Source organism: Plantactinospora sp. CA-294935 (genome assembly GCF_050936445.1).
Taxonomy (GTDB): Bacteria; Actinomycetota; Actinomycetes; order Mycobacteriales; family Micromonosporaceae; genus Plantactinospora.
The window spans coordinates 1,773,384-1,799,622 of record NZ_JBNJMU010000001.1 but is presented as its reverse complement, the minus strand read 5'-3'; the positions used below and the strand labels follow the sequence as shown (position 1 = coordinate 1,799,622).

Annotated in this window: 11 protein-coding genes, 2 tRNA genes and 1 pseudogene; 10 read left to right on the top strand and 4 right to left on the bottom strand. The window is 67.9% G+C overall.

What is annotated here, in order from left to right; genetic code table 11:
• Positions 1 to 85 precede the first annotated feature (85 nt).
• The gene (locus ACQEVC_RS08085) at positions 86 to 892 is read left to right on the top strand and encodes a CPBP family intramembrane glutamic endopeptidase (protein WP_432874649.1); all 807 of its coding nucleotides are present in this window, start codon (positions 86 to 88) and stop codon (positions 890 to 892) included.
• Here ACQEVC_RS08085 and ACQEVC_RS08080 read toward each other — a convergent pair.
• Positions 853 to 2,340 carry a hypothetical protein gene (locus ACQEVC_RS08080; protein ID WP_432874646.1) on the bottom strand — a complete coding sequence of 496 codons (1,488 nt, stop codon included), beginning with the start codon at positions 2,338 to 2,340 and terminating at the stop codon, positions 853 to 855. The two genes, ACQEVC_RS08085 and ACQEVC_RS08080, sit on opposite strands and share 40 nt — an antisense overlap.
• A gap of 630 nt (positions 2,341 to 2,970) precedes the next feature.
• Here ACQEVC_RS08080 and ACQEVC_RS08075 point away from each other — a divergent pair.
• From ACQEVC_RS08075 to ACQEVC_RS08065, 3 genes are all read left to right on the top strand, one after another.
• A tRNA-Ser gene (locus ACQEVC_RS08075) sits at positions 2,971 to 3,061 on the top strand.
• A gap of 34 nt (positions 3,062 to 3,095) precedes the next feature.
• Positions 3,096 to 3,168 (top strand) — tRNA-Arg (locus ACQEVC_RS08070).
• A gap of 408 nt (positions 3,169 to 3,576) precedes the next feature.
• Positions 3,577 to 4,710: a tyrosine-type recombinase/integrase gene (locus ACQEVC_RS08065; protein WP_432874645.1), complete on the top strand. Its 1,134-nt coding sequence runs from the start codon at positions 3,577 to 3,579 to the stop codon at positions 4,708 to 4,710.
• A 92-nt stretch (positions 4,711 to 4,802) separates the two neighbouring features.
• Here ACQEVC_RS08065 and ACQEVC_RS08060 read toward each other — a convergent pair whose 3' ends face one another.
• The gene (locus ACQEVC_RS08060; protein ID WP_432874643.1) at positions 4,803 to 6,326 is read right to left on the bottom strand and encodes a site-specific integrase; all 1,524 of its coding nucleotides are present in this window, start codon (positions 6,324 to 6,326) and stop codon (positions 4,803 to 4,805) included.
• 870 nt (positions 6,327 to 7,196) lie between these two features.
• On the opposite strand from ACQEVC_RS08060, the gene ACQEVC_RS08055 reads away from it, so the two are divergent.
• From ACQEVC_RS08055 to ACQEVC_RS08045, 3 genes are all read left to right on the top strand, one after another.
• Complete coding sequence (locus ACQEVC_RS08055) at positions 7,197 to 13,511, top strand: carboxypeptidase regulatory-like domain-containing protein (protein ID WP_432874641.1); 6,315 nt, start codon at positions 7,197 to 7,199, stop codon at positions 13,509 to 13,511.
• 256 nt (positions 13,512 to 13,767) lie between these two features.
• The gene (locus tag ACQEVC_RS08050; protein WP_432874638.1) at positions 13,768 to 20,424 is read left to right on the top strand and encodes a polymorphic toxin-type HINT domain-containing protein; all 6,657 of its coding nucleotides are present in this window, start codon (positions 13,768 to 13,770) and stop codon (positions 20,422 to 20,424) included.
• Positions 20,425 to 20,436: 12 nt separating this feature from the next.
• On the top strand, positions 20,437 to 20,838 hold the full coding sequence (locus ACQEVC_RS08045; RefSeq protein WP_432892091.1) for a hypothetical protein: 402 nt from the start codon (positions 20,437 to 20,439) through the stop codon (positions 20,836 to 20,838).
• Between the two features lie 116 nt (positions 20,839 to 20,954).
• On the opposite strand, the pseudogene ACQEVC_RS08040 reads toward ACQEVC_RS08045, so the two are convergent.
• A pseudogene (locus tag ACQEVC_RS08040) lies at positions 20,955 to 21,141 on the bottom strand (transposase); the annotation flags it as partial.
• 1,250 nt (positions 21,142 to 22,391) lie between these two features.
• Between ACQEVC_RS08040 and ACQEVC_RS08035 the strand changes: the two are divergent.
• Positions 22,392 to 23,510, top strand: a complete 1,119-nt coding sequence (locus ACQEVC_RS08035; RefSeq protein WP_432891150.1) for an IS630 family transposase — start codon at positions 22,392 to 22,394, stop codon at positions 23,508 to 23,510.
• 3 nt (positions 23,511 to 23,513) lie between these two features.
• Here ACQEVC_RS08035 and ACQEVC_RS08030 read toward each other — a convergent pair whose 3' ends face one another.
• Positions 23,514 to 23,783 (bottom strand): hypothetical protein, encoded by a 270-nt coding sequence (locus tag ACQEVC_RS08030; RefSeq protein ID WP_432874635.1) that lies wholly within the window; start codon positions 23,781 to 23,783, stop codon positions 23,514 to 23,516.
• A gap of 384 nt (positions 23,784 to 24,167) precedes the next feature.
• Between ACQEVC_RS08030 and ACQEVC_RS08025 the strand changes: the two genes are divergently transcribed.
• Together ACQEVC_RS08025 and ACQEVC_RS08020 are read left to right on the top strand one after the other, a co-directional pair.
• Complete coding sequence (locus ACQEVC_RS08025) at positions 24,168 to 25,232, top strand: hypothetical protein (RefSeq protein WP_432874633.1); 1,065 nt, start codon at positions 24,168 to 24,170, stop codon at positions 25,230 to 25,232.
• Between the two features lie 9 nt (positions 25,233 to 25,241).
• A complete protein-coding gene (locus ACQEVC_RS08020; RefSeq protein WP_432891148.1) occupies positions 25,242 to 26,156 on the top strand; it encodes an SDR family NAD(P)-dependent oxidoreductase in 915 nt (304 codons plus the stop codon).
• The last annotated feature ends 83 nt before the right edge of the window (positions 26,157 to 26,239 follow it).

Sequence of the window (26,239 nt, the reverse complement as noted above, 5' to 3'; positions counted from 1 at the left end):
GGGGCGTTCGCCTCCACCGGGCGGTCGGGTCAGGGACACCGTGCGGACGCCCCCGCCGGGCGGCGCGATCGGGCACAGTTGTCGAGTGACGGTTGATCTCGCCCGCCCGCTTTCCCGCCGTGTGTTGGGCACCGAGGTGCTCCTGGTCCTCGGGTTGTCCCTGGGACAGTCCGCGGTCTACTCGGCGGTCACCATCATCGCCCGGCTCACCGCCGATCGGCCGCTGTCCCAGCAGACCGCCACGCTGAACGCCTCACAGTCGGCGCGGCCCTGGCTCGACCTCACGTACCAGCTCCTCGGGATCTTCTTCGCCCTCGTGCCGGTGCTGCTCGCCGTACACCTGATGAACCGGGACCGGACGCTGGACCGCGACGGGCTGCCCGGCCAGGGCCGGGGCGGTGCCCGGGAGGTGCTCGGCCTGGACGGCCGGCGGCCCGGCCGGGACCTGGCCTGGGGCGCGGCGCTGGCCGCCTCGATCGGCCTGCCCGGGCTCGGCCTCTTCTGGATCGCCGCGCACCTCGGCATCAACGCCAACGTCGTCCCGGCGAGCCTGCCCGACCTGTGGTGGACGGTCCCGGTGCTGGTCCTCTCGGCCGCGCAGAACGCGATCCTCGAAGAGGTCGTCGTGGTCGGCTACCTGATGACCCGGCTGCGGGAGCTGGGGTGGCGGATCGGTGCCGTCATCGCCACCAGCGCCCTGCTGCGTGGCTCGTACCACCTCTACCAGGGTTTCGGCGCGTTCGTCGGCAACGCGGTCATGGGCGTGGTGTTCGCGCTGTTCTTCCTGCGTACCAGGCGGGTGCTGCCGCTGGTGGTGGCACACACCCTGCTGGACGTGGTCGCCTTCGTCGGCTACGCGCTGCTGCCCCCGGAATGGTTCGACTGGTTGTAGCCGGGTGGCTCGCCTCCGACGGTCACCGCCGGACGTCCGGCGGTGTTCGACCAGCCGGCTGCCGAGCGGTAGTACCCAACCGTCCGGGCGGCGAGCCGTTCGGTGTTGGCGGAACTCAGCATCGCGGCGGCCAGCGTCATCGCCCCGGGCAGTCGCCGTACGGCCAGGCGCAACGCCAGCCAGTTTGCGGTCCGGGTGACGATCGGCGCACCCAGCCGCCAGCCGGCCTCGGCCAGCCGGCCCGGCTCCGCGTCGACGTTGTCGACGTCTTCCGTCGAACCGTCGTCGGCGGCCGGTCCCGAGTCTTCCCGCCGGCCCGCGACAGCCGCCTCGGCGGCCGCCAGCGCGGCCCGGGCACTCGCCACGTCCGGGTGGACCCGGGTGAGCACCAGCAGGTCGGCGGCCCGCTCCGGCCGGCTCGGATCATGGTCGTACGCGGCCGCCAGATGCAGTACCAGGCCGGCCTGCGCCCAGGTGACGGCGGCCAACTCGGCGAGCGGGGCGAGCATCCCGGTCGCCGTGGACAGGGCCCCACCGGCGGCGGCGAGTCGGACGTACCGCCGGGTGGCCAGCCGGACCAGACCCTCGGCGCTGGCACCGGGGTAGGCGGCCCGGACCCAGGCCGCCCAGGCTCCGGCCTCCGGGCCGAGTCCGCGTACCGCGGCCAGGGCGAGCAGTTCGGGTGCGTAGCCGGGGTGGTCGAAAATCTGCCGGACTGTCGACGGTTGTGCCTGCGGTCCAGGAGTACGCCCCGAAGCCGCCCGATCCGCCGGGACGATCGCGTGCGGCGTGCCGACCGGGTACGACGTACCGATGCCGGTGGACTCGCTCGGTGTGCCGCTCGCCACGGAATCGGCTCCGGCTTCCTGAGCGCCGGGCCCGTCGACGTGGGTCTCCTCCTGGACTGGGCGGGTCGGCGCTGCCGTGCAGGTCGGTTCGGCGGTGCCGGCATCGGCGGGAGCCGTGATCTCACTCTCGGCACTGTTGGTGAAGCCGCTGGCGCTGGCGCTGCCGCCGGGGCCGGGGTTGGGAGACGGTGTCGCTGCTTCCGGCGCGGCGGCGGACGGTACCGCCGTCTCTTCGCCGGAGTCCGTGTCGGCCGCCGTAGCCACGGCGGCCTTCTTCGCGGCGCTCTTCTTGGCGGTGGCCTTCTTCGCGACGGTGGTCTGCTCCGCAGCGGTGGCCTTCTGGGCGGTGGCCTTCGTCGCGGTGCCGGTCTTCTTCGCGGCCGCCTTGGTCGTGGTGGTCGCTTTCCTGCCTGCGGCGGTCTTCTTGGCTGCGGCGGTCTTCTTGGCGGCTGTCTTCTTCGCCGGGCCGGCCTTCTTAGCGGTGATCTTGGAACCGGGCCCTGTTCCGGCCACACTCTGCGTGGCGGTGTCGGCGGTCGGCTCTGCGCTGGCGGGGCTGGCCGGATCGGTTGCCGGGACGGCCGTTCCGGCTGTGGTCACCTTGTCGGATCCTCCTGCCGGGGCCGGGGCCGGGGCCGGGGCCGGGGCCGGGGCCGGGGCCGGAGTCGGGGCCGGGGCGTCGGACGTGGGGGCGGTGTCGGCGGTCTGTGGGCGGCCCGGCGTCGCCATGGCCGGCGGAACCCGGTCGGCCCGGCCCGTGGCCGACGGTGCCGTGGCGGGATCCGGCTGCGTGACTCCTCCGGACGACCGCGCGGTGCGGGCGGGAGGCCGTCCGGGTGGCAGCGGCTCCGGTTCAGCAGGTGGCTGGAAGAGCACTGTCGGAGGGGTCTTACGGGCGCGCGGGCGGGGCGGAGCCGGGGACTGGTCGGCCGTCTCCGTCTCAGGGTCCGGCGCGGAGGCGAAGGCGGCCTTGGTCGGGCCGGAGCGGCGCGTCGACTTCGGCTCCGGGCGGCGGCGGGGCGGCTCGGTGGGCGACTGCTCCTCCATATCACGTGAGCCTAGTCTCGGTGGCGGATCGGCACCGAACAGGAATCGGCGGAGGTCGTGCCGCCGGCCGCGCGGGGCGTGGCGGGGCCGGCCCGGGCGGGTCAGGGTCTGCCCGGGAAGTCGCTTTGCCCCGCCGGGTCGCTGCCCTGTATCCTCGACCGACGTGGTCTGGTGGGACCACAGGGAGACTTCGCCTAGTCTGGTCTATGGCGCCGCACTGCTAATGCGGTTGGGGTCTTAAAGCCCCTCCCGGGTTCGAATCCCGGAGTCTCCGCGCTGAGGTTGGTGTGTAGACTGGCCCGGCAACTGCGCCCGTAGCTCAACGGATAGAGCATCTGACTACGGATCAGAAGGTTAGGGGTTCGAATCCCTTCGGGCGCGCAAGCTCCACCAGGCAATATTCATGATTGCCGCTGCCCTTCGGGTTGGTGTGGGACACATGTGGGTCACGTCTGTGACCCACATGCCGGACCTGGTGGGGTCGTGTTGGCCTGGGCTTTCGGGGTTGATGCGCAGCGGATTCGCGGACGGATGATGCGAATCCGCCCTTTTCGTGGGCGCTGACGAACCCATCGGTTGATGATCATCGTGTGCCTGCTGTCTAGCCTGTCCCGGTGTCTTGGGGGATGGGTGGCTAGGGCTAACGTGGCGGGTTTGGTGTACCGGCGGTGCGGCTGCCGGCGCGAGCAGACCGGTCGCCAGCTCGGTGTGCGGTGCGAGCGTCTCGCCGAGTTCGACCACGGCCGTTGGTACTTCGCCGTGCAGTTGACCGGTGTTGACGATCGGCGTGTGCGGGTGCGTCGCGGTGGTTTCGCCAGCCGGGCGGAGGCTGAGCGGGCCTGCTGGGCCCTGCGGCAGGTGCCGGGGCACGAGGCGGCGGGGATGTGGACGCTGAGGCGCTGGCTGGAGTTCTGGTTGTCGGAGAACGAGGGGCGGTTGCGTCCCTCGACCATGGTCACCTACCGCGGCCTCGTGAACGACTACCTCATTCCGGAGCTGGGTCACGTTCGGATGCGGAAGTTGCGTACCCGGGATGCTCAGCGGGCGATGGACCGGATCTCGCACCGCCACGTCCGGGGCGGACGGCTGATTTCTCCGGGCACGCTGAACGGCATTCGCGCGGTGCTGCGCAGCGCGCTGTCCGCAGCACGGCGGCAGGGGGTGATCGACCGGAATCCCGGCCGGGGGCTGCGGCTGCCGAACGGGGCGCGCCCACGGGCGGTGGTCTGGGACGCGGAACGGGAGAAGGCGTGGAACAACACTGGAGTGCGGCCTCGGGTGGCGGTGTGGGGGCTGCACCAGGTCGGCCGGTTCCTTGAATCCGTGCAGACCGATCCGCTGTTCGCGTTGTGGTGGCTGGTGGCGTTGCGGGGGCCGCGCCGGGGCGAAATCGCCGGGCTACGCTGGGAGGACATCAACCTCCCGGATGGCGAGTTCACCATCCGGGAGCAGGTGGTCGTGGTGCGTGGGGTGGAGCGGTTGGGTCCGCCGAAGTCGGCGGCCGGGGTGCGGACCTTGGCTTTGGACGAGTTCAGTGTGCGGTTGCTGACGGATCTGTGGCATCGGCAGCGTCGGCGGTTCGGTCGGGTCGATGCGAAGCAGCGGGTGTTCCTGCACGAGGATGGGCGGCCGGTACGTCCGGACTGGCTGACCCGCCGTTTTGCGAAGCTGGTCAAGGATGTGGATTTGCCGCCGGTCCGGCTGCACGACCTGCGGCACGGCGCCGCGGGGATCGCCTCGGCCGCCGGGGTGGACCTGAAGCAAATCCAGGAGGACATGGGCCACTACACCCCGCTGACCACCATCGAGACCTACATCTGCGTGTTCAAGCAGATGGCCAAGCAGGCGGTACGGGCGTCGGCCGAGCTCCTCCTACAGCATGTGCGAGTCAGAGCGTCCCTGACGGGGGCCTACCAAGCCTGATCTCCGAGGTGGGCGTTCCCTGAGTGGGGCCTGCCCAGAAGCAAGCGAAGCGTTCCTGGCTTCGGGGCAGGCCGTTCAACGGGCGAGGTTGATCAGCGAGTTCCGCGTCTGCGCCGGCCCGCGGGCTTCGGTTGCATGTCGATTTTGCCCTCGGCTCTTGGCGGCACCTGCCGGTCCCGTTCGGAGAGGGACTTCGTCCTCGCGGTTGTTGTCGGGCGTCGCTTTCCGCTGTCGCGACGCCTGGCGGGTGGTCGCATCTCGGCACCGGGTTTGCCGGCATTGAGGACGAGGCGGGCGGTCGCTTCGGCGGTCTTGTGCTGGGTGGCGGGGAGACTGGTGGTGTACGTGTCAGCGGTGATCCGGATCGTGGCGTGGCCGAGCTGGTGCTGGATGGTCTTGAGGTCCGCGCCGGCGGCGTGGGCGAGGGTGGCGGCGCCGTGGCGGAGGTCGTGCAGCCGGATCGGCGGTAGCCCGGCCCGGTCGACCAGGAGGCGGAGGCGTTGGGTGAGGTAGCCGGGATGGACGGGCAGCCCGTCGGGGCTGGTGAACACGTAGCCGCTGTCGTGGCAGACCTTCCCGCCATCGGTTCGGCGGGTGCGGTGGCGGCGTTGCTGTTCGGCGTGCCGGCGCAGGATGCGTACGGTGTGCCGGTCCAGGGCGATGGTGCGGCGGCTGGTCGCGGACTTGGGTGGGCCTTCGTGGACGTCGTAACCGGCGGTGGTGCGTTGCCGCACGATCGAGAGTTGGCGGGCTTGCAGGTCGATCTCAGTCCAGCGCAGGCCGGCGGCTTCGCCGCGGCGCAGCCCGCGCAGGGCGATCAGCCACCACAGGGCGAACAGGGTGTCGTCGCGGACATAGTCGAGGAACGCGGCGAGTTGGACCGGTGTCCAGACCGCGACGGACGGCCGCTCGCCGGTGGCTTCCCACTCAGCGACCCTGTTCTCGGTCCACAGCCGCGCCAGGGGTCGCTCCTGGGCGGGCAGTTCTACCCGCCGGGCCGGGTTGTCCACGAGCAGGCCCTCATGAACGGCGCCGTTGAGCGCGGCGCGAAGTGTGGTGTGGACGTGTCGCAGCGTGCAGGGCGTCTGGGGTTGGCCGGACCGGTTGCGGGTGGTGGCGATCTGCGTGAAGGCCGTGTTGAGCTGCCGCGAGGTCAGGTCGCCCAGGATAAGGTGCCCGACGTGCGGGATGAGGAAGCGTTCGACGTCGCGGGTGTAGTGCATTTTCGTTGTCGGTCGGATCCGGGTCCTCGTTGACAGCCAGTACCGCAACCACCGGGCCACCGTCCAAGACCGGCCGGCCTGCTGCTCGCGCGACAGGAGCAGGAACTCATCGCGGGCCCTCCGCGCAGCCGTCTCTGATGAGTAGCCTCCCCGGCGTACCCGCTCCGTCTGTCCGAGCAGATTTCGGGTGGAGCAGTGGAAATACCAACTTCCATGGTCACGCTCCGGCAACCTCGGGCAACTCTTGCCCAGCGTTCGGCTGGTGGCCGGGTCCAGGCAGCCGCACCGCTTTACGATCGCACCGTGGCTCTTCATCGTTTTCTCCCTTTGTTGATGGTGGTTACACCCTGACGCGGGGAGATTGGGTAAAAAGCGGTTTCCGCGTTGGTTCACGATTTTGATCGACTACGAGTCGTTGGGCGTCGTTAAGAGGCTTCGATTCAGTTCGTAGTCCGGGATTGGACCTTGTCCGGGATTGGATCGAAAGGGACGTCAGGGTGTGGATGTCGTGACATGGAGCCTCTGCGGGCTTCCCGGGCCATGCCGGAAGGGGTGCGTGCCCAACTCGCCCGTGACGTACATCAGCCGTACCGTCGGGCCTCGCCCGGGGCCACCCGCGACCATGCCCTTCTCCTGCACGGGCGTCGATTTCCTTCGGGGCCGCTGCCGGGTGAGCCAGTTCGTCCGCCGTTTCCACGGTGGACGTGGCGACGGCCACGATGACCTCCCTGGCCCGGTCGGAGGTGTTGACCACACGCTCCTGCTCGGTAGTGGGCGGGCAGGTAGGTGCCCAGCGTCCCTGCGGTTCTGACGACAATCCGGCACCGGTCCGTTAGCTGATTGTTGGGGTGGGTGCGTCCCGTTACTTCTGCTTCATATCACCCTATAACTGGTCGCTATCTTTTGCTGCTGGTTCCCTCTTGCTCGACACAATCATTCGATCTCGGGAGTAACTCGACCGTTTTGTCATCGATCCTTCGTTATATTGACCAAGATCTCCCGCGTCGGTAGAGTGATCGCGCCGTTGCTGTGGGTTGTCTTGCGGGGGTTCCCATGCGTGCTGGCCGTGTCCGTTTCTCGTTGACTTCCGGTTCCAGGCGACTCTCGCGACTGGCGACGATGGTCGGGGTGGTGTGTTCGGGTTTCATGGTGGTTGCGGCATCTCCGGCCATCGCGGATCCGCCGCAGGCCCCGTCACGGTGCGTGGATGAGCAGTCAAATGCTGAGACGGCGCGGCGGATGGTCGCAATTTGCGATCGGCGGGTGGAAATCCTCTCCGAACGGACGGAGTACTCGCAGACTTTTCTGAACGTTGATGGTTCGCGGACGTTGGAGCAGGGGATCGAGCCGGTCCGGGTTCGGAAGGGCTCGTCATGGGTGCCGGTGGATACGACGCTGAAGAGTTCGGCGGAAGGGCTGGTTCCGAAGGCTTCGGTGCTTCCTGTGGTTTTCTCGGCGGGTGGCGGTGGTCCGTTCGCCCGTCTGCGTGATGGGGATCGGGAGTTGGCGGTGTCCTGGCCGGCGTCGCTGCCGGCGCCGGTTGTGCAGGGTTCCACCGCCGTCTACCGCAATGTGCTGCCGGATGTGGATCTGCAGGTCACCGCGCATGCGCTGGGGTTTTCCGAGGTGCTGGTGGTCCGGTCGCGCGAGGCTGCGGCGAGTTCGAGGGTTGCGGAGCTGAGGTTCGGGCTGACGACGAGGAATGTGACGGTCGCGGCCGCGGACGGCGGCGGCCTGGCAGCTCGTGACGGGACTGGCCGGACGGTGTTCGCCGCACCCGCACCCCTCATGTGGGACTCCTCGACGGTGGATGCCACGACGCCGGCCGCCTCCAGTCCCCGGGAGGACGAGCAGCCGCCGGCGCAGCGCAAACCGCAGCGAACCCAGACGCCGGGGGAGACTCCGCAGCAGGCATGGCCCGCCGAGCCGGTACGGCATGCGGCCATGCCGGTCCGCGTCGACGGTGACGGTTTGGTGCTCGTGCCGGACCGCAAGATGCTCACCGATCCGCGCACGGAGCTGCCGATCTTCATCGACCCGTCGTGGACCGGGGGTGTCTCCTCCAACGCGTGGACGTCGGTGTGGAGCAAGCACAAGCCGAGCTCGTTCTGGCAGAACTCGTCGGCGTTGACCAACGGGTCGACCTACGGTTCTGCCGGCGTCGGGCGTACCGAGGACTGTTCCGGCTGTGCCGATCACATCATCCGGTCGCTGTTTCGGATGAACACCTCGGCGGTGCGGGGTAAGCGGATTTTGGGGGCGGAGTTCCGGATCGAGCAGAAGCACGCCTGGACGTGTAATCCGAAGTCGAACGCGAGACTGTGGCTGACCGGGTCGATCTCGTCGGGTACCACGTGGAACAAGCAGCCGAGCTGGTACAGCAGCTACACCGCGCAGGCTGCCGCGAACCGGAAGGTCGGCGCGGCACACGGATGTCTCGGAACGGGCACCATCGAGTTCAACGCGACGTCGATGGTGGCGAAGGCGGCGGCGAGTAACTGGACCACGGTGACGTTGGGTCTGCGGGCGATCGACGAGGGGACGAAGAATCAGTGGAAGCGGTTCAACCATGCGTCGCCGAAGCTTGCGATCACCTACAACACCGACCCGAACGCGCTGGCGGACCGCAAGTCGGACGGCAAGGCCTGCGCGACGGGTACCGCCAGGCCGTACGTGCTGACCACGACCCCGATTCTGGCTGGTAAGCATTCCGACCCGGACTCGTCGCAGCAGTCGCTGACGTCCTGGTTCTACTGGTGGCCGCTCGGCGGGTCGCGGAACGAGACGGACAAGGTGTCGCAGGCCTCGGGTAACCCGTCGGTGGTGTCGAAGGCGGTGCCGTCCGGCAAGCTCGTCGACGGCGGCACGTACGTGTGGCAGTCCCGCACCTATGACGGCTCGCACTACGGAGGCTGGTCGGGAACGTGTGAGTTCACCGTCGACGCTACCCCACCACCGATACCCGGCAACGTCGGCTCGGCCGACTACCCGCCTGGGAGTAACCCACATGGCGCGGTCGGTCTGCCGGGTGTGTTCGAGATCGCGCCGCCTGCCACGCGTCCGCATGAGGTGAAGGAGTACGCGTGGACCCTGGACTCCGGCGTGTTGAACGCGGCGCAGACGGTCCCGGCCCGCACGACGGACTACGGCGCCTCCCTGACGATCCGCCCGACTCATGACGGAACCAACTTTCTGCGGGTGTGGGCGAAAGACCACGCCGGCAGGTTCTCCGCCACGCCGCAGATCTACACGTTCAGCGTGCGGGCGGGTGCAGGGCCGGCGGCCCAGTGGACGTTCGAGGAGACCAGCGGCGACGCCGTCGATGTGAGCGGGCACGGCAACACGGCCACGCTCGGCGCTTCCGCGGCGCGGGTGCCGGGCCGGTCCGGTGTGGGTACGTCGCTGGCCCTCAACGGTGGTACGTCCGCGACCCTGACCGGGCCCGTCATGACCGCGCACCCGGACACCGGCGCGTCGGTGCCGGTCCGTACGGATGCGAGTTTCACGGTGAGCGCCTGGGCCAGGATCACCTCGCCCACCGGCACCGCCCAGCAGGTCGTGCTCGCCGCCAACGGGACGCGCACCTTCTCGTACTCGTTGAGTTACGTCGGCAGCAGCAACCGCTGGCGGTTCGCGATGGCCGGCGCTGACACGGACAATCCGTCGCTGTACGCGGCATCGTCCGACGCCGCCCCGATAGCGGGCAAGTGGACGCACGTGGCCGGCGTGTACGACGGGTCGAGCCGCACCCTGACATTGTTCGTCAACGGTGTCGCGCAGAGTACGACCGCCACGTTGACCGGCGGCTTCAATGCCACGAGCAATGTGACGGTCGGCAAGCGTAGGTGGAACGGCGTTGACGACAGCTTCTTCACCGGTGTGGTTGACGATGTCCGGGTCTACAACTACGCCGAAACTTCGGCGAAGATCGCTGAGATGGCGGTGCCGCTGCAACCGGCGGTCACCTTCCCCAACGGCACCGACGCCCCCGCCGGTGGTCAGCTCGCCGTGAGATTCGACGCTGGCGGCGACGTCAACGTGACGAAGTTCCGCTACAGCGTCGGCGACGCTGGCCTGGGCACCGAGGTGATGGCGCCGACTCCGGGCGGCATGGTGACCGTTTCGGTCAACGCGGGAAGTGTCGTGGGGGACCGGCCGCTGCATGTGGTCGCGGTCGACGACGGTAACCGGGTCGGCGCTATGGCGCGGGCGACGTTCACGGTGTCGGCGGCGACGAGCCTGTCCGGGACCGTGATCGACGGGACGACGTTCGAGCCGGTGGTCGGCGCCACGGTGCGCCTGGAACCGGGCGGGCGGCAGATGGTGACCGCTTCCGCCGGCGGCTATACGTTCTCCGGGTTCCAGCCGGGGACCTACACCGTGTCCGCCACATACGGCGGACGGTGTGGCCTGTCCGGCACCGCGACGGTCGACGTCTCCGGCCCGGACGTGTTGTGGGACCTCTACCTGTTTCCTTACAGCGATGGGCAGGGCTACACCTGCGCCGAGCAGGTGAGTCCGTTCACCGCCGCCGGCACCGTGGTTCCGCTGACCGGCGACAACGCGGTGCACGAGGTGGCGTTGCCGTTCGCGTTCCCGTTCTACGGGCAGGCGTACCTGCGCGCCTGGCTGGACACCAACGGGCTGCTGTCGTTCGACGACCCGGGCGGCTCCCACCCGTACACCGGCGGCCAGCTGCCGGCACCGGCCAGCCCGAACGCCCTCGTCGCGCCGTTCTGGGACGACCTGGTCGTCGACGCCTCCGCCAGCGTCCGGACCACGACCAGCGGCTCCGGAACTGACGAACGGTTCGTCATCGAGTGGCGCAACGTGCACCGCAAGGCCAACCCCACCCAGCGGCTCACCTTCGAGGTGATCCTGGCCCCCGACGGCACCGTGACCACCAACTACGACCAACTCGACAACGACGCCGAACGGGGCGCGCACGCCGCGGTCGGTATCGAGGGACCAGCCGGTGAGGACGGCCTGTCCTACTCCGCGGGCGAGCCGGTGCTGGCCGCCGGCCGGGCGATCAGCTTCGACCATCCCGAGGCCGGCAGCCCGATCGATGTGTACGACCTGTCCGGCACCCTGGTCAACGCCGCCGGCACCCCGGTCGTCGGTGCCACCGTCACCTTGGATCCCACCGGATTGACGGCTACGACCGGCGCCGGCGGAGCGTGGCGGTTCGACGACCTGGTCGCGGACAGCTACACCGTCACCTCTAACACCACCGGGCGGTGCCCACACGTCGCCCAGGCCCAGGTCGAACTGTCCGCTGACACCGTCCGCAACCTCCAGTACGGCCCGGACTACGGCGGCCTCGGCTACGCCTGCTCCACCAGCGCAGGCGGCTACGTGACCGCGACGAACCCGCTCGCGCTGACCGGCGACGCCGCGACCACGACCGTCAGCTTCCCGTTTCCGGTGACCATGCACGGCGGTACCTTCTCGTCGGCGACGGTGAGCACTGAGGGCGTGGTCATCTTCGGCCCGGCCCCAGCGGCGGACAGCCTGTGGAACAACCTGGCCATGCCGAACCGGACCGCTCCGAACGCGATCGTGGCACCGTTCTGGGACGACCTCTACATCGACGCCTCGGCCAGTATGTGGACGCAGACGTTGGGGACGGCACCGAACCGCTCCTTTGCCATCGAGTGGCGAAACGCCCGGCTCTTCGACTTCCCCTCCGACCGGCTCAGCCTCGAAGTGATCTTCTACGAGGACGGTCGGATCGCGTTCCACTACGGCACCATGGACACCACGTGGGAGCAGGGCGGCGCCGCCACCATCGGGATCGAGAACGCCTCCGGCACCGTCGCGGCACAGTACTCCTCCCACACGGCGGCACTGACCTCGAACGCGTCGATCACGTTCACGCCCGCGCCGCACGGGACGATCAGCGGAACCCTCACGGCGGCGGTGACCGCGACCCCGTTGAGCGGGGCGACCGTGACGCTGAACCCGGGCGGCGCGACGACCACCACCGGCGCCGACGGTGGCTACCAGTTCACCAACCTGCCCGTCGGCGAATACACGATCACCGCCTCCACTGGCGACAACCGCTGCGCCGGCCAGTACGCCAAGGAGACCGTCAACCACCCGGGCGGCACGTCCGACATCGACCTGTCCCTTATGGTCGACGGCGACGAAGGCGGCTACAAGTGCACCATCGGCGCCCAGACGTTCATCCCCGGTGACATCGTCGAGGGCTGGTCCGGCACCGACACCGTCTGGCAGAAGAACCCGCCGTTCCCGATCCAGCTGTACGGGCAGACGTACACCTCGGCCTGGATCGCCTCCAGCGGCCTGGTGACATTCAAGGACCCCTTGTACTTCGGCTGGATCGGCAGCACCTCCAGCCCCATCCCCTCCCCAGCCGCCGAAGGAGTGCCCAACGCCGCCGTCTACGTGCACTGGGACAAGTGGGTCATCGACTCCCAGGCCCGGATCGCCACCAAGACCAGCGGCACCGCCCCCAACCGGCAGTGGATCGTCGAATGGCGCAACGTCCACCTCGCCGGTGACACCACCGCCCGGACCACCTTCGAGGTGATCTTCCAGGAGAACGGGCAGGTCACCTTCGCCTATACCGACGTCACCGCCGGCAACGCCCGCGAGCGCGGCTCCACCGCCACCGTCGGCATCGAGAACGGCGCCGGCAGCATCGCCTTCCAGTACCTACACCGGGAAGAACGCCTGACCACCGGCCAGGGCATCACCTTCCGCCCGAGTCCGCCCGGACAGGGCACCATCACCGGCACCGTCACCTGCCAGGGAACTCCTACCGGTGGCGCCACCATCACCGCAGCCGGCCTGACCGCCACCAGCGCAGCCGACGGCTCCTACCAGATCACCAACGTGCCGGCCGGCACCTACGCCGTCGTCACCACCACGCCGATCGGCACCTGCAAGGGATCGGCGGTTCAGCAGGTCACCGTCGGCACCAACACCGAACACGTCGTCGACTTCCCCAACGCCGCCACCCCGGCCAACGCCGGCTACACACTGACCGAGCAACCAGTGCCCTACACCCCCGCCAACACCACCGTCCTGCCCCTCACCGGCGACGACGCCTACACCCAGACCAACCTGCCGTTCCCGATCAGCCTGTACGGGCAGGCGTACACCACCGGCTGGATCGACACCAACGGCCTCGTCACCTTCGTCAACCCCGGCGAACCGTCACCCGACGCGTGGCCGATCCCGTCCCCGGACAGCCCGGAGGAACCCAACGCCGCCGTCTACCCGTTCTGGCACGACTGGGTCGTCGACGCCAGCGCGAGCGTCCGGACCACCACCCGCGGAAGCGCGCCCAACCGGGAGTACGTCGTCGAGTGGCGCAACGTCCACTCCTTCGAGGACCCGCTGACCCGGATCACCTTCCAGGTGATCTTCCACGAGGCCGGTGGCTACAGCATCGCCTACACCGACCACGACGGCACCTTCCTCGAACAGGGCGGCGGCGCCACCATCGGCATCGAGAACGCCGAGGGCACCCGCGCACTGCAGTACACCTACCGGCAACCGGTCCTGCGACCCGGTCTCGGCCTGCGGATCACCCCACCGACCTCCTGACCCGCACCCCGACACCCGCCGACACCAGTCCACCCGCGCAAAGCCCGCACCCCGGAGGCACCCGGTGACGTCGACGCCGTCCGCGCAACCCCGACCACTGCCGACCCGAGAACTGGCACACCGGCCCCAAGCACGCCGTTCCGCAATCGCGGCCGCCGTTGTCGCCACCCTCGCCGCGGGCATCCTGCACGCCCCACCTGCCCACGCCGACCCGGGCGACGACCGCACGCCGTGGTCAGCGACACCGGTACCAACCGTGCCCACCACCAAGGTCAAGCCCAACCCCGCACCCGCATCCAAACGAGGTCCGGTAGCGGGCGACAAACCGGCACCCGTCTGGCCGGCCGCCGGCCGCACCGTCGTCGACCTGGCCACCGCCCACCGGGCCGGCGAGCCGCAACAGGCCGACGGCCTGCCGATCCGCATCGCAGCACCGGAGCAGCCCCGCCAAGCCGCCATGGCACCGGAAAAGGTTCGGGTCGAGGTCCTCGACCGGGCCGAGACCGCCCGAGCATCGGTCCAGGGCCTGCTGATGCGTGTCGCCCGCGCCGACGGGGCCACCACCGCCGGACAGGCCGATTTCACGGTCGACTACCGTCCGTTCGCCACCGCATACGGCGGCGACTGGGCCAGCCGCCTGCGCCTCATCTCCCTGCCGCCATGCGCACTGACCACACCCCAGGACAAAGGGTGCGTCGGTACGCCGCTGCCGTCGCGGAACAACGTCGCGGCCCGAACGGTCTCGGCGACCGTGCCGGTCAGCGCCACCGACACCCTTCTCGCCCTGACGGCGGCGCCGTCCGGTCCCGCCGGCGACTACTCCGCCACCTCGCTGCAAGCCTCCTCCACCTGGACGGCGGGCGGGAACTCCGGAGCATTCACCTGGTCGTACCCGATGCGGACCCCACCAGCCCCCGGGGGCACCGCCCCGGTCGTCGCCCTGGGCTACTCGTCCCAGTCGGTCGACGGCCGCCACGCCGCCTCCAACAACCAGCCCTCCTGGATCGGCGAGGGATTCGAGATCGATTCGGGCGGCTTCATCGAGCGCCGCTACAAAGCCTGCGCCCAGGACATCAGGGACTCGTCGAACCCCTCGGCGAACAACGACCGTAAGACCGGGGACCTGTGCTGGGAAACCGACAACGCCGTCCTGTCGCTCAACGGCACCTCCGGCGAACTCATCTACAACGCAAGCGAGGGGCGCTGGCACCTGCGCAGCGACGACGGATCCCGGATCCGTCGCGAGACCGGCGCCAGCAACGGCGACAACAACGGCGAGCACTGGGTCGTCACCGCCCCCGACGGCGTCCAGTACTGGTTCGGCCTCAACCGGCTGCCCGGCTGGACCACCGACAAGCCGGTAACCAACTCCACCCTCACCGTCCCCGTCTTCGGCAACGAGCCCAACGAGCCCTGCCACGCCACCGCGTTCGCCGACTCGGACTGTATGCAGGCCTGGCGGTGGAACCTCGACTACGTCGTCGACCCCTCCGGAAACTCGATCTCCTACTGGTACAAGCAGGAGTCGAACAAGTACGGACGCAACCTCGACCCCAACGACGACGCCACCTACCACCGCGGCGGATGGCTCGACCGGATCGACTACGGCACCCGCCAGATCAACGGCGTCGACTCCGTACACACCACCCCCGCACCCCTGCGGGTCGACTTCCAGGAAGCCGACCGCTGCCTGAGCGACTGCGGCGCCCACAACGAGATCCGCTGGCCCGACACCCCCTGGGACCAGGAATGCTCCGGCGCATCCTGCACCGACGACCTGCAACCCACCTTCTGGTCCACCAAGCGCCTGTCGACGGTGACCACCCAGGTCCGGCAAGGCAGCGGCTACACCAACGTCGAACGATGGACCCTCACCCACTCGTTCCCCGACCCCGGTGACGGCACCCGAGCCGGCCTCTGGCTCGACAAGATCTCCCACGCCGGTCTCGTCGGCGGCACCACCACCGTGCCCGACATCGAATTCACCTGGATACAACTGGCGAACCGGGTCGACGCCACCGGAGACTTCGCCGCCGCGATGAACTGGATGCGGATCACCGAGATCCGCAACGAAACCGGCGGAAGCATCAGCGTCAACTACTCGGCCGAAGACTGCAAAGCCGGCCAACCCATGCCAACCCCGCACACCAACACCCGCCGCTGCTACCCGGTGATCTGGGAACCCGAGGGCTACCAGAACCCGGTCACCGACTGGTTCCACAAGTACGTCGTCACCACCATCTACGAACAGGACAACACCGGCGGCACCGACCCCCAGGGCAGCCCTCGAGTCGTCTACCGGTACGACTACCCCGACGGCGCCGCCTGGCACTACACCGACGACGACGGCCTCATCGACAAGAAACACAAGACCTGGTCCGACTACCGCGGCTACGGCAAGGTCGCCGTCACCATCGGCGAGCCCGGCGAACAGACCTACACCGAAACCCGATACTTCCGCGGCATGCACGGCGACAAACTGGCCCCGTCTGGCGGCACCCGGACCGCCACCGTCGACGGCATCAACGACGAAGACTGGTACGCCGGCATGACGCGCGAGACCAAGGTCTTCAACGGCCCGACCGGACCCGTCGTCTCACGCGAGACGAACGTCCCCTGGCCGTCACCGGCGACCGCCACCCGCACCATCAACGGCGACACCGTCACCGCCCGCTACAGCCGCGTCGCCACCGTCCAGAAGTTCACCACCCTGGACGCCGGCCGTGGTGAACGGTCCACCACGACCACCACCAGCTACGACAGCTACGGCATGGCCACCAGCGTCGACAACCTCGGCCAGGACGGCGTTCCCGGCGACGAACAGTGCAGTAAGTACGACTACACCCCCCGCAACACCGACAACTGGCTGATGGACCGCGTCCACCGCGTCCAGATCTACGCCACGCAATGCTCCGCCACCACCGGCACTCTCACCGACGACGACGTCATGGGCGAGGCCCGAACCTTCTACGACAACCACGAGTTCGAGGTGGCGCCATCCCGGGGTCTGGTGACCCGAACCGACGAGATGACAGCGTGGAACGCCGGCGCCCCGACCTTCGCCACCAAGGGCCGCGCCGCCTACGACGTCCACGGCCGGGCGACCTCGTCCTGGGACGCCATGGGCTACGAGACGAAGACGGAGTACACCCCGGCATCCGACGGCCCCGTCACGGCAACCAAGGTCACCAACCCGCTGGCGCACGCCACCACGACGACCATCAACCCGGCGTGGGGTCACTCGACAACGATCGTCGACCCGAACAGCAAGCGCACCGACCTCGCCTACGACGGCCTCGGCCGCCTCACCGCCGTCTGGCTACCCGGCAGAACCAAGGACACCGACAGCGCCAACGCCACCTTCGGCTACCACCTCAGCACCACCACCGCCACCGCCGTGTCCACCTCACGACTCAACGCCGCCGGCAACTACATCACCACCTACAACCTCTACGACGGCCTGCTACGCCCCCGGCAGACCCAGAACACCTCCCCATTCGGCGGACGCCTCCTCACCGACACCTTCTACGACACCGCCGGCCGGGAGGTCCTCACCTACAGCCCCTACCACACCGCAGGAACCGCCGGCACAGTGCTGGAGACGGCCACCGATAAGCACAACGTGCCCACGCAGAACCGCAAAGTATACGACGGTCTGGGCCGCGTCACCGCCGCGATCTTCCAGCCCTACGGCGTCGAACGGTGGCGCACCAGCACCTACCACGCCGGAGACCGCATCGACTCCACACCCCCGGACGGCGGCACCGCCCTCTCCCTGATCGTCGACGTCCAGGGCCGCACCAGACAACTACGGCAATACCACGGCCCGACCCCGACCCCGGCCATCACCGGCAGTTGGGACACCACCGCCTACGCCTTCAACCGCAAGGACCAACTCACCGAGGTCACCGACCCCGCCGGCAACAAGTGGACCTACAAGTACGACATCCGCGGGCGGCAAACCGAAACCAACGACCCCGACAAAGGTCGGACCACGCTCACCTACGACAACGCGGGCAGGATCACCACCAGCACGGACGCCGAAGGTAACACCCTGGCCTACGTGTACGACCAACTCAACCGCAAGCGGGTGGTATACGAGAATCAGCCCGGCGGCCCGACACGTGCCCAATGGTTCTACGACACCCTCGCCAAGGGACACCTGAGCAGATCGACCAGGGCGGTCGGCTCCACCCTGTACGAAGTCAAGGTCACCGGTTACACCGACACCTACGAGCCCACGGGCACCCAGGTCGTTATCCCCGCGACCGAGACCGGTCTCGCCGGCACCTACAACTTCGACAACACCTGGAACATCGACGGCTCCCTGGCAGAGCTCGCCATGCCCGGCACCAACAGCGACCTCCCAGACGAAACCCTCACCTACGGATACACCGACCTAGGGCTGCCCAACACCCTCCGCACGGTCTACGGCAACCTCAGCGCCAGCTACGTCACCCGCACCGACTACAACGCCCTCGGTCAAACCCTGCGCGTCATCCTGCACACCGGAACCGGAGGCAGCGCCGAACAGGCATTCGACCACGAACCCGAAACCGGCAGGCTCACCAGAACCCTCACCAAGACCCTCCCCAACCCCGACTCCTCGATCGCACATGGCCTCGCCGACATCCACTACAGCTACGACCCCGCCGGAAACATCACCCAAATCAAGGACACCATCCCAGACCCGGCCGACGACACCCAGTGCTTCCGATACGACCACCACCAGCGGCTACGCCACGCCTGGACACCATCCACCGGCACATGCACCAACCCAGACGCGAGCACGCTCGGCGGCCCGGCCCCGTACTGGCACGAATGGACCTACGACAAAGTCGGCAACCGGCAAACCCAGGTCGCGCACAACTCGACCGGAAACGCCACCACCACCTACCACTACCCCCCAGCCGGTAGCCCGCAACCACACACCCTCACCTCCACCAGCGGCGCCGAAACCGGCAGCTACACCTACGACGCCACCGGCAACACCCGCACCCGGCCCAGTTCTACGGGCGCCCAGACCCTCACCTGGGATCCGGAAGGCCACCTCGAAACCAGCACCGACGACACCGGCGAAACCCGCTACATCTACGACGCCGACGGCAACCGCCTCATCCGCCGCGACCCGACCGGCAAAACCCTCTACCTGCCCGGCCAGGAAATCCGCCACACCTACGCCACCAACGCCAACGTCTGCACCCGCTACTACACACACGGCGGCGCCATCGTCGCGTCCCGCACCAACGGCGAACTCAGCTGGCTCACCGCAGACCCACAAGGCACCGCCCAGGTCGCGGTAACCGCGATCACCCAAACCCCGACAGTACGCCGACAGCTGCCATTCGGCGCCCCCAGAGGAGCGGACCCCGCCTGGCCGAACGACAAGGGATTCGTCGGCGGAACCCGGGACAACACCGGCCTCACCCACCTCGGCGCACGAGAATACGACCCCCAGATCGGCCGGTTCATCTCCGTCGACCCGATCATGGACCTTACCGACCCCCAACAGATCCACGGCTACACCTACGCCAACAACAACCCCATCACCCTGTCCGACCCCGACGGACTCGACCCCGGCGGCGGCCAGGCCTGCGACAACGGCCACTGCTCGCCCAGCTGGGGGGCTGACGTCGGCCAGTCAACGGGCGGCTCTACCGGATCCGGCGGAACAGCCAACCAAGGCTCAGGCAGCATCTCCGGAGCCGACCGCAACATCGAAGAGATACTAGAGCGCAACAAGCAACTGTTCCTGGAAACCTTCAGCGAAGACAACCCCTACTGCCAGGCCCCCGGTATGGCGTCACGCTGCGCAACCGCCCGCAACCAGGTGAAGGCCGGATACGACCCGTACAGCGAGTGGGTCAGGTTGATATGCGGTGACATCAACACCAACTGCCTGAACCAACTCGGCTACAGGTGGAACTGCGGCTTGTCCCCTTGTCCGGCCCTACTCATCGAAGGCGGCGAGATCCTGGTCGCCGTAGCCGGTGGCGTCGAGGCCATGGGAGGCCGCAGCCTTATCGGAGGACTGAAATCCCTTCCTGGCGGAGCCGCCCTGCTCGCCCGGCTGAAAGCCCTTGCCTCCGGTCAGGGCAAGGGGGGAATCGGAGACGTTAACGCCTTCGGCTACAAGGCCGTCACCGCCTTCTGTAGCTTTAGCGGTGACACTCGAGTCCTCATGGCAGACGGCAGCACCAAGGCAATAAGTGAGATCAGGCCAGGAGACAAGGTTGTCGCGGCCGACCCAGAAACCGGCGAGCAAGGTGCCCGGGAGGTCACGCGGGTCTGGGTACACGAGGACGCTGTGGTGCGCCTTGAGGTTGAAGGCGCCACCCTAACCACCACCGAAGACCATCCCTTCTGGAACGAAACCGACCAGCAGTGGCAACGAGCGGACGCCTTGGACCTCGGAGACCAGCTGTTGGCAGCGGATGGAACTCCAGTTGTGGTCGGCCCGATGGCCAACCGCAACGAAACCGAGACCGTCTACAACCTTACTGTTGCTGCCATCCACACGTATTATGTGCTGGCCGGTGACACGCCGGTCCTTGTGCACAACGCTCCTGGGCCGGACCCGTTTGGCCTTCCTCATGCTCCCGGCGTCTATATTATTACGCTGGACACTGGCGAGAAGTATGTTGGCCAAGGGAAAGACATTGCTACGCGATGGCGGCAACACTTTAGCCCGAGAGGCACACTTACCAAGGCCGGATTCACCCGCGATAATATTGCGGGTGTCGAATTTCGGCTGCCCGGTGCAGGTATCAGCTTGAACCAGCTTGAAAGTGAGGTGTTCGACGAATTCGGCGGAAAGGCCGGGCTTCCCTATAACACGAATAATCCCACAATGTACAAGATTTATGGAAGCGGTCCTGGCGGCGGAAAAGCCCCCGGCGGCGTCACATGTTAGTAGGTGGGGCAAGTGGCAATGAGGCCATCAAGTGAATGGCGTGACGGAATCGCGGAAGAGGCACGTCTCGTTGCTGAGGGTGCCTTGGAGGAGGAGTTTGCTGTCATGGCGGAGCTATTTCCGCCGGGTTTGCTCCAGCGTTTCGATGAGATTTTCGATGTCTTCGAGCGCGATATAGCCGGGCTTAGCTTTCCGTCAGATGGCGAGGTCATTGCCCTCATTCAAAAGGTGGTATATGCGCTAAACGCGCTAAATGAGGATTACGATTTCGATGCGATTGCAACTGGTGAGCGCGCCGTGCTATGCGAGTATATAGACCGAACGATTACCGAGGCGGGCGTCGACCTTGACGCGTTATCCGCCCGATACGGCGTTCCCCGCGAGGACCTGACTGATGAATGGCGTACTTGGTAAGACTCCACCGGCCCGAGAAAGTGTTGGGTAATCGGGTGGCTACTTTGGTTGAGATCGTCGTTGAGACGTCGAGTCGCTTCGTTCTCGATCGGACCCTGCGGTTCAACGTCCTCGCCGGCCAGGCGGGCGGCCATCAGCCGGATCATCGCCACCTTGATCATCGCTTCGGCGTGCGCGGGCTTGCGCTCGTAATCGCGGGCCAACCGTCTGCACCGTCCCAACAGGGAAAAACCGTTCCACCACCCACCGCCGGGGCAACACCTGGAAGCCTTTCACGTCGGCGTCGCGGGCCACGATCTGCAGTTCGACCCCCGCGAATCGGCCAGGTTGAGGTGGGGCTGTGGGTGCTCGGTGGGTGCTCGGATGTCGGGGAACTGACACGGACGCTCCGGGACGGGGCCGGATTTCTGGCCGCTCACGAGGTGGGCCAAACCATCGATCAACCTCCATGCGTGACGCTTGCGGGCCCTGGTCCTGCACGGACGCGGTGGGATACGGCCGGACTGAAGCGGTTGCCGTCGGACAGATCTTGCGATAGAGTCGAGCCTGGAAAAGTGGGCGCGTTCACTTCGGACTACGGATCAGAAGGTTAGGGGTTCGCCGAATCCCTTCGGGCGCGCAAGATCAAGAGGCGTCTGACCTGCGGAAGTAAAGGTCAGGCGCCTTCGCTTTCTTGTCCCTTGTGGTCGGTTGGGTGCTCGGTGGGTGCTCGTGCGACGAAGATGCCTCGCGTCCCGCTCCGTCCGGTTGGACGAGGTCCTGTCCGTCTGCATTTTGATCATCATCCTGCCGCTGCGGTTGCATGTCCAGATAGTGGGACGGGCGTTGCCGGCCCCTCCGGAGGCCGAGCCTCACTGGCGAGTGCTGCGGAGGCCGACGTCGTCGTCTGGAGCCCGCCGACGTGGGTCTCTACACCGCGCCGGTGTCGACGACCGCCATCAGCGAACGGTTCTGGGCGACTTCGATCGATGGCCTAACTCCCCGTCCGCCCATGGGCGTATGACGGGGGATCGCATGTCGGCTGCACCATGTGCTGCCAGGGACTGCCCGACAGCGAGATCGGATAACTCACCCGCCGCGAACTACTCGACCTCGACACCTGGTAAGCGAAGCCCATGGTGTTGCGTTATCCGGCTGGCGGGCTCGGCAAGGCCGCATCGACGAGGCCATCATCCCCCTGCGGGGTGCGGCGATGTCAGTGATGAGGTCGCTACAACCGTCTGGTCAAACTGCCAGTCGACCAGAGTCGCATCGAGGGGCTGAGTCGGAGGAGCGCCGCCGACGCAAAATGAGCGGATCTCACCGCGAACGCGGGTGTCGACGGGGGCCTGCTCGAGGGCAAGCAGATTGTGCTGCTGCACCACGTCGGGCGGCGCGTGGTGTATCGGGGCAACGCGAATCAGGCGTCAGCTGGTTCTGTCTCCGATAGGGTCGGGTCGGAGCACTTCGCGCGTTGCTGGCCGCTAGTGCTGTGGCCACGAACGTTCACGGTGTTGGGTGACACGCCGTCTGGCATGTCGGCCGGGCGACGTCGTGGCGGTCAGGCTGTGATGGTGGCAGATCCTGTACGCGTACGGCGGCTGAGTGACCAGGAGGGTCAGCAGTTGCTGCGCATCACTCGCAGAGGTAGCGGCTCACCGATCCGATTACGGCGTGCCATGGTCGTGCTCGCCTCGGCCGGCGGGAACACCGTGCCGGCTATCGCCCGTCTCGTGCAGGCGGACGAGGACACGATCCGGCAGGTTATCCACCGGTTCAACGAGATGGGCATGGCCAGCCTGGACCCTCGGTGGGCGGGTGGCCGTCCCCGCCTGATCAGTCCTGACGACGAACAGTTCATCGTCGCGACGGCCAACACCCGCCCCGAAGCGCTGGGGCGGCCGTTCACCCGGTGGAGCATCCGCAAGCTCGCCGACTACCTCACCACACGGCCGGACCGCCGGATCGCGATCGGGCGGGAACGGCTGCGGCAACTGCTGATCAAGCACGGGATCACCTTCCAGCGGACCAAGACGTGGAAAGAGTCGACCGACCCCCAGCGCGACGCCAAACTCGCCCGCATCGACCACGTCACCAGCAACTTCCCGCATCGGGTGTTCGCGTTCGACGAGTTCGGCCCCCTCGTCATCCGCCCGCAGGCCGGTGCCGGCTGGGCGCCCAAGGGCCACCCGCGCCGACTGCCCGCGAACTATCACAAGCTGCACGGCGTCCGGCAGTTCCACGGCTGCTACTCCGTCGGTGATGACCAGCTCTGGGGCGTCGTGCACCGCCGCAAAAGCGCCGCGAACACCCTGGCCGCGCTCAAGTCCATCCGCCGCGCGCGACCCGACGGAGCACCGATCTACGTCATCCTGGACAACCTGTCCGCGCACAAAGGCCCGAAGATCCGCGCATGGGCAGCCCGGAACAAGGTCGAACTGTGTTTCACCCCGACCTACGCCTCCTGGGCCAACCCGATCGAGGCCCAGTTCGGGCCATTACGTACCTTCGTCATCGCCGACTCGAACCACCCCAACCACGCGGCACTGATCCGTCACCTACACAAATACCTGCGCTGGCGCAACGCCAACGCCCGCCACCCCGACGTCCTGACCGCCCAACGCCGCGAACGCGCCCGCATCCGCAGCGAACGACAACGACGCTGGGGCCAACCCACCGCCCGCGCAGCCTGACCGTCACGCGTCGCCGGTTGGTCGTCCCACCTCGCCGAGCGCATCCAGTAGCCGGTTCCTCGCCGCCTGCAGCCGGACAGGATAGTCCGGCCTGAACACCTCCGCCAGCGAGGTCTCCAGCGTCCCGGAGATGCGATATAGCGGGGACCACACTGCGCGGTCGCGATCGGCCAACTCGTCGAAATCGGCAGTGCCCATCATCCGGTGAAGCCAGTCTGAGAGCACCAACGCTTCGTCCCGGCTCAGCCTGATCATGAAGTCGTCCTCCGTCACCGCGCCGAGGTTACCGTCCGCTCGACACCGTGAACGTTCGTGGCCACAGCACTAGCGTGGGAGAAGCGGCCGGTCTCGGATCTCTGCCCACTGGAACCCATCATTAGGGGAGCCCACGGGAGCGACGCACCATGAGTCGATATGGCGAACCGGCGGCGAGACGCCCAGGGGTGCCCTCCGGGTCACGACTCGGAAACTGATGACGGTTCGGATGCGATGACCGGTGGTGCGAAGCCTGACGAGCCCGCTCGCGGCCTGTTTCGGCGCCGGGCCGCGTATTGGAGGAGCACGCCGCGGCTCGCCGAACGTTCGACGCTCACCGCCACCGGCGGACCGGTTCCGCCGACCCGCCACCACCCAGCCGAGGGTGCTGATCGTCCGGCTGTGTCCCCGCGCCAGCCGAGGCTCGGTCTCGCCGGGCTGAGCTTCGTGGTGCCGCTGTTCTTCCTGCTCGCCTTTGGTGCGGGTGATGCGGAGTCCTCGTTGCTGGTGCTCGGGCCGCTCACCACGTTCGCCTTGCCGGTGATCTCGATGATCGCGTTCTGGTGGCAGGACTGGCCGGGCAGCGTGCTGCGAGCCGGATGGTCCGGCGCGACCGACACGATCCTCGCCGCCGTCGGCGGGTTGGGCCTCACCGTCGCCGCCCAGGCCATCGTTGGCCGGGTCGACCTGCGCGGGGTCTTCGACCCGCATGCCGGTCCCGGGCACGGCGCGACCTTCCCGACAACCCTGGCGCTGGGCGCGGGCACGTTCGTCGCGATTCTGCAACTGACTCTGGTGACCGAGGGGTGGCCGTTGCGTCGGTTCGGCCGGATCCGGTCCGGCGTGGCCACGTTAGGGCTGTGTTGGGCGGTGGCGGTGGCGGCGTATCTGCTCGTGGTCAATCTGGACGAGGTTCCCGCCGCCGTTCGCGAGGCGGACGGCCTGCGCAACCCCGGAGGTCCGCTTTCCGCGCAGACGTACGGCGCTCTGCTGATCACGTTGGGCGTCTGGCAGGTGGTGCCCTTCGTTGCGTTGCGGGGCTGGCCGTTCTGTCGGCTCCACCGCCGCGGCCCGCGCCTGCTCTTCGGCAACGCCGGCGTGATCGCCGGTACGGCGGGGACTTTCGTGCTGCTGACTCAGGTCGCCGGCTGGCGGCCCGACCAGATCACCGCAATCGGCGGCACGGTCATCGCCGGCGCTCTGCTGGTCGCGATGCTCTTCGAAGGCTGGCCGGCGACCCGGTTCGGCCCCACCTTCGGTCGGCTCTGCGTACTGCTCCTGGTCGCGGTGGTCGCGGTCGCCCTGTACGTGGTCCTGTCGGTGTATGCCGGGCGGATCAGCTGGGTCCGGGCGTCCGCGAACGACTGGATCGCGCTGGCCTCTCTCAACTTCCTCGCGATGGGGGTCGTGCTGCACGTGGCGGTCTGGCATCGCTGGCCGGTGGTGGCCGGGCCGCACAAAACTTGATAGTGGAGAATAAGTCTCGGCTTCGCGCGGCGGGATGGGCTGGACCTGCGGATCGTCGAGCTCGACGTCCAGGACCAGGAGTCGGCCGACAGCGCACTCAAGACCATCCTGACCGACGCCGGGCAGCTCGACAGGGTCGTGCACAACGCAGGTCACCTCTACGTCGGTTACGTGGAGGCGTTCACCGCCGAGGACGTCGCGCGACTGTTCGACATCAACGCCATCGGTATCCAGCGGGTCAACCGCGCTGCGCTCCCGCATATGCGCGACCGCCGTTGCGGCAGGCTGGTCTACGTCGGCAGTACCACGTCGGTCGTCGTCCCGCCGTTCCTGGGCCCGTATGTGGCCTCGAAGTTCGCCGTCGACGCCCTGGCCCAGGTGACCGCGTATGAGGTCGGCCAGTTGGGCATCGAGACGATCATCGTCATGCCCCGGTCCCTTCACCCAGGGCACCGAGTACTTCCCACGCCGACCACGCCGCCGATGCGCACGTCGCCCAGGGGTACGCCGCGCTCGACGCGATGGTCGCCCGGAACGAGGAGGCCAGGGCGAGTCTGTTCCGGCCCGGAGTCGACGCGGGTCCGCCGTCGCCGAGCAGATCGTGCGGGTCCTCGCGCTGCCTGCCGGAAGCCCACGTGGCGCGGGTCGAGCTGCCCGCGCGGCAACAGGGCTGATGGCGTGGCCTACCTGCCCTACAGCGACATTCTCCCCCGCCTCGCGGCCGGCTCGCGATCGGCACGACAATTACTTGGCGGCCATGTGACTTGGCGGTACGTGTGCGAAGCCGTGGACCTGCTCGCGGTCCCCGTTGACGAGCCGACGCGCCCACCCGCCGCGCTGCCGGCTGGCCTACGCGATCCTCGACGGCACTCTGTCCGGGATCGACCGGAGCGCCCGACAAGAGCCACCTCCAGAACTGGGTGACAGCATCCAATACCGTGACGGACCGCTGTTCCCGGGACGAACCCGGGCGAACTGGCTAACGTTGGGCTATAGGGTTGGTTGGA